Genomic DNA, 12,572 nt, shown 5'->3' with positions numbered 1-12,572 from the left:
CCCCCGCGCCGCCCCGCGCCGGGCTGCTGACGGCGCTCGTCCCGGCGACCCGGACTCGGTCGCAGGACGTGCCGCTCACCTTCTCCCGACCCGACCCGTCCTGCGATCGGCGTGGCGGGCCCGCGGCGTGTCGTGCGACCGATCCGGGCGCTGGTCGCGACGGTGACCAGGAGACGGACGGGAGGCACGGTGCCAGCCGGCACCGTGCCTCCCGTCCGTTCGTGGGTCACGTCGAGGACGCGACCGGCGCGATCAGGCCGCGTCGTGGTCCGTCTGCAGGAACTCGACGAGGTCGTCGGCGGTCTTCTCGGCGTCGTCGCCGGACACCGTGAGGGTGACCTCGTCGCCGTTCTCGATGCCGAGGCCGAGGAGCGCGAGGATGCTGCCGGCGTTGCCGGACTTGTCGCCCTTCGCGATCGTGACCTGGTGGCCGGACGCCGTCACGGTCTGGACGAACAGGGACGCGGGGCGGGCGTGCAGCCCGGACGCGCTGGCGACGGTGACGGTGCGGGTGGCTTCGGACATCGAATGGACTCCTGTCGATGGGTGGTGGCGCTCATGGTAGCGAGCGTCGGGTGGGGCTGGTCCGGGCCCCGGTCAGGAACGACCGGGCCAGAACACCTCGGTGCCGGCTGCTTCGACCTCGCGGACGAGGTCGGCGTTGACACCGGGGTCGGTGATGATCGTGTCGATCGCGGCGAGCGGGGCGACCCGGCCGAACTCCTCACGACCGAACTTCGTGTGGTCGGCGAGCAGGATGCTCCGCCGGGCCGACTTGATCATGGCGGACTTGACGGCGGCCTCGGCCATGTTGTGCGTCGTGAGGCCGCGCTCGGGCGTGATCCCGTTGATGCTGATGAAGGCGACGTCGACGCTCACCATGCCGATGAGCTGGTGCGTCCACGTGCCGACGCCCGCGAGGGAGTCGCTGCGGATGTTCCCGCCGAGCAGGTGCAGGTCGAGCCCCTGCCGGTTCGCGACCGCCATGGCGACGGGCAGCGAGTGCGTGACGACGGTCAGGCCACGGTCGGCGGGGAGCATCTCGGCGAGGCAGATCGTCGAGGTGCCGGCGTCGATCATGATCGAGCCGTTCTCGGGCAGCTCCTCGAGCGCGGCCTGGGCGATCACCATCTTCTCGGCCTGGTTGATCCCGCCGCGGTCGCCGACCCCCGGGTGGAGCGTGATGCGCTCGACCGGGATCGCGCCGCCGTGGGCGCGTCGCACCAGCCCACGCCGCTCCAAGGAGGTGAGGTCGCGGCGGATGGTCTCGGGGGTGACCTCGAGGAGTTCGGCGAGGTCCTTCACGTCGACCCGGCCCTGGGCTCGGGCCTGTTCCACGATGCGCTGGTGGCGCTCGGGTGCGTACATCGGGGGCCTCGTCGTCTCGCGGTCGTGCTGGTGGGGCTGGGGTGGTGCTCGTGCCCTTGCGCGGGGGATCGGGCCGGAACGGACACGGTCGGGCGCATCTCGGCCGTCGATGCCCGAATCGTTCTGGACACCAGACGCAAACGGGCATCTGTTTCTGCATTTTTATCCCCGGATGTGTTTGTTTGTCAACGAGGATCGATGTAGTGTGCTCCCAGTCGCGACGACTGCACGACTGCACGACTGCACGACCACCACTGCACCACCGCACCGCACCGCCCCACCGCGCGTGAGATGAAGGAGTCTCGAATGTCCGAACTGCTCGGCACCGGCGTCGGCCGTGGCGTCGCCCACGGCCCGGTCCTCCGCATGGCGGACCCGCTCGGCGCACCGTCGCAGGACGCGCTGACCGGTTCGGCGGACGACGCGAAGCAGGCCGTGGCCGCGGCGCTCGCCGCGGTCGCGGAGGACCTCAACAAGCGTGGGCAGCTCGCCGGCGGCGACGCCCAGGCCGTGCTCGAGGCCCAGGCGCTCATGGCGCATGACCCGACGCTCCTCGACGACGTGCACGCGCGCATCGACGGCGGCACCAACGCCGAGCGCGCGGTGTTCGAGGCGTTCGGCCAGTTCCGCGACCTCCTCGTCCAGATGGGCGGGTACATGGGGGAGCGCGCGGCCGACCTCGACGACGTCGCCCAGCGCATCATCGCCAAGCTCCGCGGCGTCTCCGCCCCGGGCGTCCCGGAGTCCGACACCCCGTTCGTGCTCGTCGCGCGTGACCTCGCGCCGGCCGACACGGCGCTCCTCGACCTCGACAAGGTGCTCGCGCTCGTCACCCGAGACGGCGGACCGACCTCGCACACCGCGATCCTCGCCCGGGCGAAGGGCATCACCGCCATCGTCGGCGTGACCGGGGCGGACGACCTCGCCGACGGCACCGAGGTCGTCGTCGACGCGGCCGCCGGCACCGTCGTCACCGACCCGTCCGCGGAGCTCGTCGCCGAGGTCGAGCAGCGCATCGCCGACCGCCTCGCCGCCGCCGAGGCCCCGCTCACCGCCGGGGCCCTCGCCGACGGGCACACCGTGCCCCTGCTCGCGAACCTCGGCAGCCCCGCCGACGCCGCGGGCGCCGTCGCTCTCGGTGCGGAGGGCGTGGGGCTCTTCCGCACCGAGTTCCTCTTCCTCGACTCGCCGAAGGCCCCGACCGTGGCCGAGCAGCAGGAGTCCTACAAGCGCCTGCTCGAGGCATTCCCGGGGAAGAAGGTCGTCGTCCGCGCGCTCGACGCCGGTGCCGACAAGCCCCTGCCGTTCCTCACCGACAAGGACGAGGAGAACCCGGCGCTCGGCCGCCGCGGGCTCCGCGCGCTGCGGAACCACGAGGAGGTCCTGCGCGACCAGCTCACCGCGCTCGCGCAGGCCGACGCAGAGACCGAGGCCGACCTCTGGGTGATGGCTCCGATGGTCGCCGACGCCGAGGAGACCGAGTACTTCGTGGCCCTCGCCCGCGAGCTCGGCATCCGCACCGCGGGCGTGATGGCCGAGGTTCCGTCGCTCGCGCTCATGGCCGAGCAGGTCTTCACCTCCGCCGACTTCGTGTCGATCGGCACGAACGACCTGACCCAGTACACGATGGCCGCCGACCGCATGCTCGGCACCGTCGCGTCCTACCAGGACCCGTGGCACCCCGCCGTCCTCCGCCTCGTCGCCCAGCTCGGCTCCGCCGGCGCGGACGCGGGCAAGGCCGTCGGCATCTGCGGCGAAGCCGCCGCCGACCCGCTCCTCGCCGTCGTCCTCGTCGGCCTGGGCGCCACCACCCTGTCCATGACCCCCGCGGCCCTCGCCGACGTGCGTGCCGAACTCGGCAAGCACACGCTCGAGCAGGCCCGCGAGATGGCGAAGGCGGCACTCGCCGCGAGCACGGCGGCGGCCGCGAAGTCCGCCGCGGCCGCAGCGCACGCCGTCTAGCCGCAGCACCACCGCAGCACAGCAGCACCCTCACCCCTCCACCACTGCAGCACCCATCACAGAAAGCCAGGCACATGACAACGTCGTCCGTTGCAGCGCCCGACGCTCCCGCGAAGTCGCGGGGCGGCGCACGCGTCGCCGTGCAGAAGTTCGGCACCTTCCTCTCCGGCATGGTCATGCCCAACATCGCGATCTTCATCGCGTGGGGCATCATCACGGCGTTCTTCATCGAGACCGGCTGGACCCCCGTGGGGATCCTCGGCGGGTTCGGTGAGACGAACGGCGTCGCCAACCCCGGTGTCGTCGGTCCGATCCTCACGTACCTCATCCCGCTCGCGATCGCGATCCAGGGCGGCCGCATGGTCTACGAGACCCGCGGCGCCGTGGTCGGCTCGATCTTCGCGATGGGTGTCATCCTCGGCGCGAACGGCACCGTGATGATCCTCGGCGCGATGATCTGCGGCCCGCTCGGCGCGTACATCATCAAGCAGGTCGACAAGATCTGGGACGGCAAGATCCGCCCGGGCTTCGAGATGCTCGTGAACAACTACGCCGCGGGCATCCTCGGGTTCGTCCTGGCGATGGTCGGGTTCTTCTGGCTCGCGCCGATCTTCAAGGCGATCGCGAACGGCCTCGGCGCCGCGGTGGAGTTCCTCATCAACCACTCGCTGCTCCCGCTCGCCAGCGTGATCATCGAGCCCGCGAAGGTGTTCTTCCTCAACAACGCCATCAACCACGGCGTGCTCGACCAGCTCGGCGCCGCCCAGGTGAAGGAGTCCGGCAAGAGCATCCTGTTCCTGCTCGAGGCGAACCCCGGCCCCGGCCTCGGCATCCTGCTCGCCTTCACCTTCTTCGGTGTCGGCATCGCCCGCTCGACCGCGCCCGGCGCGATCATCATCCAGTTCCTCGGTGGCATCCACGAGATCTACTTCCCGTACGTGCTGCAGAAGCCGGTCCTCTTCATCGCCGTCATCCTCGGTGGTGCCACCGGTGTCGCGACGAACGTGGCGTTCCACTCGGGCCTCGTCGCCCCGGCCTCCCCGGGTTCGATCTTCGCGGTGATCGGTTCGACGGCGAAGGACAGCTTCGTCGGCGTCATCCTCTCCGTGGTGCTCTCCGCGGCGGTCTCCTTCGCGGTCGCGTCGTTCTTCCTGCTCGCGACCCGCAAGCGTGACCTCGCGGGCGGTGGCGACATGAGCGCCGCCATGGCGAAGCTCCAGGCCAACAAGGGCCGCGACGTCAACGCCGCGACCGCGGGCCTGTTCGGCAACAACGCCCCGGCGAACGACGAGGAGGCCGAGGCCTCGCTCGGCGGCGTCGGCTCCGCGTCGACCGCGACGGCGACCCGCGTCGAGAACGTGGTCTTCGCCTGCGACGCCGGCATGGGCTCGAGCGCGATGGGCGCCAGCGTCCTCCGCAACAAGGTGAAGAAGGCGGGCATCGAGGGCGTCACGGTCGTCAACAAGGCGATCGCGAACCTCGACGGCACCGAGGACCTCATCATCACGCAGGAGGAGCTCACCGACCGCGCCCGTCAGAAGAACCCGAACGCACAGCACGTGTCGGTCGGCAACTTCATGAACGCGCCGCAGTACGACCAGGTCGTCGAGCAGCTCAAGCAGCAGTAGCGACGCACCGACCAGTAACCGAGTGCAGTATCGGAGGGGACGGGCCGCGGCTCGTCCCCTCCACACGTCCACGACGCCACGTCACGAAGCAAGGAGAACCCCGATGCCCGTCCTGCAGGAGAGCCAGATCCGGATCCACACCGAGGACACCGCCCCGACGAAGTCCGAGGCGATGAAGGAGGCTGCCGAGATCCTCGAGGCTGCGGGCGCGGTCACCGCGGACTACTACCCGGCGATGCTCGAGCGTGAGAAGAGCGTCTCGACGTACATGGGCAACTTCCTCGCCATCCCGCACGGCACCAACGACGCGAAGGACGCCATCAAGTCCTCCGCGCTGTCGTTCATCCGCTACGCCACCCCGATCGACTGGGACGGCAACCCCGTGCGCTTCGTCGTCGGCATCGCCGGCGTCAACAACGAGCACCTCGACATCCTCTCGAAGATCGCGATCGTGTTCTCCGACGAGGACGAGGTCCAGAAGCTGACGGACGCGCCCGACACCGCGGCGATCCTCGCGATCCTCGGTGAGGTCAACGAGTGAGCGACCGCACCGCCGTCCACTTCGGCGCCGGCAACATCGGCCGCGGCTTCGTCGGGCTGCTGCTCCACGAGGCCGGCTACGAGGTGGTCTTCGCTGACGTCGCCGCGCCGCTCATCGACGCCCTCGCCGCCGCCGACTCGTACACCGTCCACGAGGTCGGTGCCGATGCGAAGGACCACGAGGTCACCGGCTTCCGTGCCCTCAACAGCGCGCAGGACGAACAGGGCGTCATCGCCGAGATCGCCGCCGCCGACGTGGTCACCTGCGCCGTCGGACCGAACGTCCTCAAGTTCATCGCCCCGGTGATCGCCGCGGGTCTGCAGCAGCGTGACGCCGGCGCGGCCCCGCTGGCCGTCATGGCCTGCGAGAACGCGATCAACGCGACCGACCGGCTCCGCGAGTTCATCGTCGAGGCGCTGCCCGCCGAGTCCCGCGACCAGGCGCTCGCGAAGGCCGTGTTCGCCAACACGGCCGTCGACCGCATCGTGCCGGCCCAGCCGGACGGCGCCGGCCTCGACGTCACCGTCGAGACGTACTACGAGTGGGCCATCGACCGCACGCCGTTCAACGGGTCCGAGCCGGAGATCCCCGGCGCCCACTACGTCGACGGCCTCGCCGCCTCGATCGAGCGGAAGCTCTTCACGGTCAACACCGGCCACGCCACGGTCGCGTACCACGGGTACATCGCCGGCGCGGACAAGATCGCCGACGCCATCGCGATCCCTGCGGTCCGTTCCGAGCTCGAGGCCGTGCTCGCCGAGACCAGCGACCTGCTCGTCCGCCGGCACGAGCTCGACCCCGAGGTGCACCGCGCCTACGTCGAGGCGATCATCGCCCGGTTCGAGAACCCGCACCTGCCGGACACCGTCACCCGGGTCGGCCGACAGCCGCTCCGCAAGCTCTCCCGCGACGAGCGGTTCGTGTCCCCGGCGGCCGCGCTGGCCGAGGACGGCACCGAGCCGACCGCGCTGCTCGACGCGATGGGCGCCGCGCTCCGCTTCGACGTCGCGGACGACGAGCAGAGTGTGCAGCTGCAGGAGCTCCTCCGGTCCGACAAGGCCGACGGCGCTGTCGCGACCGAGATCACCGGGCTCGACGAGCAGCACCCGCTGCACGCCGCGTTCGCCGACCGGGTGCGCGCAGCGCGCGCCTGATAACGCTCGCGTCTGTCCGACTGGAGGCCCGTCACCAGCTGGTGACGGGCCTCCAGCCCGTCCCGGGGTCGCAATGCTCCGCGGTGTCGTCGAACCTGGCGCACCCCGTGAAGCCCCGGGACGCGACGCGTAGCGTCGCACCCATGACGAAGCACTGGGTGGCACCGCGGTTCGGCGGCAGCGAGGTCCTCGAGTACACCGACACCGACGTGCCCGCACCGGGCCCCGGCGAGGTCACCATCGCCGTCCGCGCCGCGGGCATGAACCCCGCCGACACCAAGCACACCCGGCAGGGCGACCAGGACGACCTGCCGATCGCGATCGGGTACGAGGTCGCCGGCGTCATCAGCGCGATCGGGTCCGACACCGAGATCGCCTCGGGCGGGGGAGCGGTCGGGGACGAGGTCCTCGCCTTCCGTGTCGAGGGCGGCTGGGCCGAAGCGCTGACGGTTCCTGCCCGGGACGTGTTCGCGAAGCCCGCGTCGCTCGGGTTCCCCGAGGCCGCGAACCTCCTGCTCGCCGGCACCACCGCGGCCGACATGCTCCGCGTCACCCGTGCCTCCGGCAACGACACCGTCCTCGTGCACGGGGCCGCCGGGGCCGTCGGCGTCAGCCTGCTCCAGCAACTCCGGCTCCTCGGAGCACGGGTCATCGGGACCGCGTCCGAGCGCAACGCCGACGTCGTCGCCGACTTCGGCGGTGAGTGGATCGCGTACGGCGACGGGCTCGAGGACCGTGTCCGGGCGCTCGTCGAGGACGGAACGGGCGACGGCGTCGACGTGGCGCTCGACTGCGTCGGTACCGACGAGGCGGTCGACGTGTCCCTCGCCCTCGTGTCGGACCGGTCCCGCATCGTGACGATCGCCGCGTTCGGTCGCGCCGAGGCCGACGGCATCCGTGCGATCGGCGGAGCCCAGCCGGAGAGCAAGGCGTTCCGGGACTCCGTACGGCAGCGGCTGATCGACCTCGCGGGCGACGGGGACCTCGTCGTCCCGGTCGCCCGGACCTTCCCGCTGTCCGAGGCGAAAGCCGCCGCCGAGCTGCTCGAATCGCAGCACCCGGGGGGCAAACTCGCGCTCGTCCCCTGATCGGGGGCCGTCACACCGTAACCCTGGGTGCTTCCTGTCGATATGGTGAGGAAAGCTGGGCACCGAGTCCGGCAGCGTCCAGCACGTCACTCCGAGGGGATCCCATGACCAACAACGCACAGCCCTACCAGCCCGCCGCACCGGCCTCCGACCGGTACAACGTCCTCGCGATCGTCGGGTTCATCCTCGCGTTCGTCGTGAACATCGGTGGTCTCGTCGTCAGCATCATCGCGCTCAGCCAGATCAAGAAGACGGGGGAGCGCGGGCGTGGACTGGCCCTCGCCGGTGTCATCATCTCGGCGCTGTCGCTGCTCATCTCGATCATCTCGATCATCGTGGTCGTCTCGACGGCCGCGACCATGAGCACGACCACCGGGTACTGATCGTCACCCTGTGACTCGAGACGAGGCGGCTCGCTCCTCCGGGAGTGGGCCGCCTCGTCGTTAGCCGGTGCGGACCACCATGCGGGCGCGCTGCGGTCCGCACGGGAACCGGTCTGGTTGACTCAACGGTGCAGCAGCCGTACGGCCAGCCGACGCCGGCCGGGCCGAACGGCGAGCCGCCGCTCTGGGCGCCGTGGTACGGCATCTCCTTCCCGCTCAGACCACCCGCACCCGAGCGAGCGAGCCGTCGACGACGAGGTCGCGGATCGTGACCGACGGGTCGGCGATCTCGAAGCGGAGCGCGCCGCCCGGCTGCTCGAACCACGGCTGGACGAACCGGACCGTCACCAGGAACGGCCGCTCCACCACGTAGCGGTGCGTCTCCGGCGCTGCCGTGACATGCGGTGGGAGCGACCGCTGGGGGAGCGGGGTGTCGAGCGGGTGCAGGAGGTAGCCGTCCGGGCCACCGACGCGGTCGACCGGGACCCCGGCGGGGACCTGGATCGTCAGACCCCGTTCTCCGGCCTGTGCCACCTGCTGCGCGAGCTGCGGGTACGTCGAGACCGCACGGTCACGGAGCCCGTCGAACTCGTGCCGGGGGATGTCCCGCGGCGCCGGGAACGGCCGGTTGAGGAACCGGCGGAGCATCTCGACCGCGTCGTCCTCACCGTTCGCGGTGGCGAGCCGGCGGGCCGTGCCGTAGTCGACGACCTCGAGCGCGTACTCGGAGGCGCCGACCTGTGCGAGGCGGAGCGCCCCCTCGACCGGCGGCTCGTGCAGGGTCTCCCCGGGGAGTTGCACGTACCGGACGGTGTAGCCGAGCTGGTCGAGGATGGGGCGGGTCTCCGCGAACGTCATGGGCGCGAGCCTACCGGGTGCGACCTATGCCTTCCCCCGCATGATCGCCTGCTTGACCTCCGAGATCGCCTTCGTGACCTGGATGCCGCGCGGGCAGGCGTCGGTGCAGTTGAAGGTGGTGCGGCAGCGCCAGACGCCTTCCTTGTCGTTCAGGATGTCGAGGCGGACGTCGGCTGCGTCGTCGCGCGAGTCGAAGATGAAGCGGTGCGCGTTCACGATCGCGGCGGGGCCGAAGTACTGCCCGTCCGTCCAGAAGACCGGGCACGACGAGGTGCACGCGGCGCAGAGGATGCACTTCGTGGTGTCGTCGAAGCGGGCACGGTCGGCGACGGACTGGACGCGCTCCTTGCCCTTCTCGGGCGCGGAGGACGCCTGCAGGAACGGCTGCACCTCGCGGAAGGACGCGAAGAAGGGCTCCATGTCGACGACGAGGTCCTTCTCGAGCGGCAGGCCCTTGATCGCCTCGACGTAGATCGGCTTCGACACGTCGAGGTCCTTGATGAGGGTCTTGCACGCGAGGCGGTTGCGGCCGTTGATGCGCATCGCGTCCGACCCGCAGACGCCGTGGGCGCAGGAGCGCCGGAACGTCAGGGAACCGTCCTGCTCCCACTTGATCTGGTGCAGCGCGTCGAGGATGCGGTCGGTCGGCAGCATCATCACGTCGAAGTCCTGCCAGCGCGGCTCGTCGTCGACGTCCGGGTCGAACCGGCGGACGATGATCGTGACGGGGAAGGATCCGGGAGGGGCGTCCTGCACGGTCTGGGTGCGGGGGGCGTCGGAGACCAGGGTGTCGGTCATCAGTACTTCCTCTCCATCGGCTCGTAGCGCGTCACCACGACGGGCTTCCAGTCGAGCGTGATGTGGTCGTCGGCGAGTGACGAGTGCGGGTCGCCCGTCAGGTACGCCATGGTGTGCTGCATGTAGTTCTCGTCGTCGCGCTTCGGGTAGTCGTCGCGCATGTGGCCGCCGCGGCTCTCCTTGCGGTTGCGGGCGGAGTAGACGACGACCTCCGCCAGGTCGAGCAGGAAGCCGAGCTCGACGGCCTCGAGCAGGTCGGTGTTGAAGCGCTTGCCCTTGTCCTGCACGGAGACCTGCAGGAACCGGTTGCGCAGCTCGTGGATGGTCTCGGTCACCTTGGCGAGCGACTCGTCGGTCCGGAACACCTGCGCGTTGCGGTCCATCTCCTCCTGGAGCTCCTTGCGGAGGGCGGCGACGCGCTCGGTGCCGGTGGATGCCCGGAGCTGGTCGAGCATGTCCTTCACGCCCTGCTCGGGGTGCTCGGGTAGCGGGAGGAACTCGGCGGTCTGCACGTACTCCGCGGCGTTGTTGCCGGAGCGCTTGCCGAACACGTTGATGTCGAGCAGCGAATTCGTACCGAGGCGGTTCGAGCCGTGCACGGACACGCAGGCGCACTCGCCGGCGGCGTAGAGCCCGGGGACGACCGTGGTGTTGTCGTAGAGGACCTCGGCCTTGACGTTGGTCGGGATGCCACCCATCGCGTAGTGGGCGGTCGGCATCACCGGCACCGGCTCGACGACCGGGTCGACCCCGAGGTAGGTCCGCGCGAACTCGGTGATGTCGGGCAGCTTGGTCTCGAGGACCTCGGCGCCGAGGTGCGTGCAGTCGAGCAGCACGTAGTCCTTGTTCGGGCCGGCCCCGCGGCCCTCGGCGACCTCCTGCACCATGCACCGGGCGACGATGTCGCGGGGTGCGAGGTCCTTGATGGTCGGCGCGTACCGCTCCATGAAGCGCTCGCCGGACGCGTTGCGGAGGATCGCACCTTCGCCGCGGGCACCCTCGGTCAGGAGGATGCCGAGGCCCGCGAGCCCGGTCGGGTGGAACTGGAAGAACTCCATGTCCTCGAGCGGCAGGCCCGTGCGCCAGACGATGCCGACGCCGTCACCGGTGAGGGTGTGCGCGTTCGAGGTGGTCTTGAACATCTTGCCGAACCCGCCGGTCGCGAAGATCATCGCCTTCGCGTGGAAGACGTGGAGTTCGCCGGTCGCGAGCTCGAACGCGACGACGCCGGCCGGCTGCTTCCGGGTGACGCCGTCGTCGCCGGTGACGTCGACCATGATGAGGTCGAGCGCGTAGAACTCGTTGAAGAAGTTCACCCCGAGCTTCACGCAGTTCTGGAACAGCGTCTGCAGGATCATGTGGCCGGTGCGGTCCGCGGCGTAGCAGGCCCGGCGCACCGGGGACTTGCCGTGGTCGCGGGTGTGGCCGCCGAAGCGTCGCTGGTCGATCTTGCCCTCGGGCGTGCGGTTGAACGGCAGGCCCATGTTCTCGAGGTCGATGACGGCGTCGATCGCTTCCTTCGCGAGGATCTCCGCGGCGTCCTGGTCGACGAGGTAGTCGCCGCCCTTGATCGTGTCGAACGTGTGCCACTCCCACGAGTCCTCTTCGACGTTCGCGAGGGCCGCCGCCATGCCGCCCTGCGCCGCACCCGTGTGGGAACGGGTCGGGTAGAGCTTCGAGATGACGGCCGTCTTCGCCTTCGGTCCGGCCTCGATGGCGGCCCGCATGCCGGCGCCGCCCGCGCCGATGATGACGATGTCGAACTGGTGGTGGTGGACCGTGATGTCGGTCTGGGTGTTCAGGGGCACGGAGGTCTTTCGGTCAGGGGGTAGGCGGGCAGGGCGCGTCGTCAGCGGGCCGGGCAGAACGACGGCAGGTCCGCGGCGGCGGCGCCGGCGGGGCACGGGTCGAACGTCCAGCAGACGAGCAGGCCGAGGACGACGAGCGCGACGCACGCGACGAGGATCGCGACGAGGAGCGTCTTCCGGATGCCCGGCTTGGACACGTAGTCGTTCACGATCGTCCGCATGCCGTTCGAGCCGTGGACCAGGGCGAGGACGAGCATCAGCGAGTCCCACACCTGCCAGAACGGGTTCGCCCACTTGCCGGCGACGAAGGCGAAGTCGATCTGCTTCACGCCCTCGCCGGCCACCATGTTCACGAACAGGTGGCCGAAGATCAGCACGACGAGCAGGACGCCCGACGCGCGCATGTAGATCCAGCCCCACTTCTCCCAGTTGGTCGTGCGGCGGGCCGCGCCGGCACTGCGGGGCGGTTCGATGGTCTGCGTGGTCATCTGTGCGCTCCTGGTCAGTGGAAGTCGGCGACGAGGTTCATCAGCTGGCGCGGCAGGAAGCCCGCGATCGCGACCGCCCAGAGGACGATGACGACCCAGAACATCGCGCGCTGGTACTTCGGGCCCTTCGACCAGAAGTCCACGAGGATGATCCGCAGCCCGTTGAACGCGTGGAACACGATCGCCATGACGAGCGCGATCTCACCGAGGTTCATGATCGGGGTCTTGTAGGTGCCGATCACCGCGTTGTAGGCCTCGGGCGAGAGCCGCACGAGCGCCGTGTCGAGGATGTGCACCAGCAGGAAGAAGTAGATCGCGACACCGGTGATGCGGTGCAGGACCCAGGACCACATGCCGGTCGAGCCCCGGTACAGGGTGCCCTGCGGCGTCCGAGAGGCGCGCGGCGCCTCGATCGTCACGCGGGGTTCGGCGGTCGCCGTCCCCCCTGCGGTCTGCTCGGCCATGAGCGAGTCCTCCCATAGGACGGGCTCGCCGA

General features: G+C 70.2%; 13 protein-coding genes. 6 read left to right on the top strand and 7 right to left on the bottom strand.

The features are described 5' to 3' along the window. Positions 1-252 precede the first annotated feature (252 nt). Together MON03_RS10970 and MON03_RS10965 are read right to left on the bottom strand one after the other, a co-directional pair. The gene (locus tag MON03_RS10970; RefSeq protein WP_022904964.1) at positions 253-525 is read right to left on the bottom strand and encodes an HPr family phosphocarrier protein; all 273 of its coding nucleotides are present in this window, start codon (positions 523-525) and stop codon (positions 253-255) included. Between the two features lie 72 nt (positions 526-597). Next, positions 598-1,368 (bottom strand): DeoR/GlpR family DNA-binding transcription regulator, encoded by a 771-nt coding sequence (locus MON03_RS10965; protein WP_022904965.1) that lies wholly within the window; start codon positions 1,366-1,368, stop codon positions 598-600. A 306-nt stretch (positions 1,369-1,674) separates the two neighbouring features. On the opposite strand from MON03_RS10965, the gene ptsP reads away from it, so the two are divergent. The 6 genes from ptsP (at position 1,675) to MON03_RS10935 (ending at position 8,124) form a co-directional block, all read left to right on the top strand. Continuing rightward, positions 1,675-3,330 carry a phosphoenolpyruvate--protein phosphotransferase gene (gene ptsP / locus MON03_RS10960; protein WP_242088384.1) on the top strand — a complete coding sequence of 552 codons (1,656 nt, stop codon included), beginning with the start codon at positions 1,675-1,677 and terminating at the stop codon, positions 3,328-3,330. A gap of 74 nt (positions 3,331-3,404) precedes the next feature. Further along, positions 3,405-4,958 carry a PTS mannitol transporter subunit IIBC gene (locus tag MON03_RS10955; RefSeq protein ID WP_031274423.1) on the top strand — a complete coding sequence of 518 codons (1,554 nt, stop codon included), beginning with the start codon at positions 3,405-3,407 and terminating at the stop codon, positions 4,956-4,958. 103 nt (positions 4,959-5,061) lie between these two features. Then, positions 5,062-5,499 carry a PTS mannitol transporter subunit IIA gene (locus MON03_RS10950; RefSeq protein ID WP_031274425.1) on the top strand — a complete coding sequence of 146 codons (438 nt, stop codon included), beginning with the start codon at positions 5,062-5,064 and terminating at the stop codon, positions 5,497-5,499. Beyond that, a complete protein-coding gene (locus MON03_RS10945; protein ID WP_242088383.1) occupies positions 5,496-6,653 on the top strand; it encodes a mannitol-1-phosphate 5-dehydrogenase in 1,158 nt (385 codons plus the stop codon). Before MON03_RS10950 ends, MON03_RS10945 begins: the two co-directional genes overlap by 4 nt. Before the next feature lie 143 nt (positions 6,654-6,796). Next, on the top strand, positions 6,797-7,741 hold the full coding sequence (locus MON03_RS10940) for a quinone oxidoreductase family protein (protein WP_242088382.1): 945 nt from the start codon (positions 6,797-6,799) through the stop codon (positions 7,739-7,741). Between the two features lie 104 nt (positions 7,742-7,845). Next, on the top strand, positions 7,846-8,124 hold the full coding sequence (locus MON03_RS10935; RefSeq protein WP_242088381.1) for a DUF4190 domain-containing protein: 279 nt from the start codon (positions 7,846-7,848) through the stop codon (positions 8,122-8,124). A gap of 216 nt (positions 8,125-8,340) precedes the next feature. On the opposite strand, the gene MON03_RS10930 is transcribed toward MON03_RS10935, so the two are convergent. The 5 genes from MON03_RS10930 to sdhC are packed head-to-tail and all read right to left on the bottom strand — an operon-like array spanning position 8,341 to position 12,540. Beyond that, positions 8,341-8,982 carry a TNT domain-containing protein gene (locus tag MON03_RS10930; RefSeq protein ID WP_242088380.1) on the bottom strand — a complete coding sequence of 214 codons (642 nt, stop codon included), beginning with the start codon at positions 8,980-8,982 and terminating at the stop codon, positions 8,341-8,343. 24 nt (positions 8,983-9,006) lie between these two features. Beyond that, entirely contained in the window at positions 9,007-9,780 is a 774-nt protein-coding gene (locus tag MON03_RS10925) for a succinate dehydrogenase iron-sulfur subunit (RefSeq protein ID WP_242088379.1), read from the bottom strand. Further along, complete coding sequence (sdhA, locus tag MON03_RS10920) at positions 9,780-11,588, bottom strand: succinate dehydrogenase flavoprotein subunit (protein WP_022904971.1); 1,809 nt, start codon at positions 11,586-11,588, stop codon at positions 9,780-9,782. The genes MON03_RS10925 and sdhA overlap by 1 nt, the downstream gene beginning before the upstream one ends. Before the next feature lie 41 nt (positions 11,589-11,629). Then, on the bottom strand, positions 11,630-12,076 hold the full coding sequence (sdhD, locus tag MON03_RS10915; protein WP_022904972.1) for a succinate dehydrogenase, hydrophobic membrane anchor protein: 447 nt from the start codon (positions 12,074-12,076) through the stop codon (positions 11,630-11,632). 14 nt (positions 12,077-12,090) lie between these two features. Continuing rightward, entirely contained in the window at positions 12,091-12,540 is a 450-nt protein-coding gene (gene sdhC / locus MON03_RS10910) for a succinate dehydrogenase, cytochrome b556 subunit (protein ID WP_022904973.1), read from the bottom strand. Positions 12,541-12,572: the final 32 nt, after the last annotated feature.

The sequence above is a fragment of the Curtobacterium sp. DN_7.5 genome, from assembly GCF_022655355.1.
Taxonomy (GTDB): domain Bacteria; phylum Actinomycetota; class Actinomycetes; order Actinomycetales; family Microbacteriaceae; genus Curtobacterium; species Curtobacterium luteum.
Note: the sequence above shows the minus strand (reverse complement) of the source record. Positions and strands in the feature narration are given on the sequence as shown.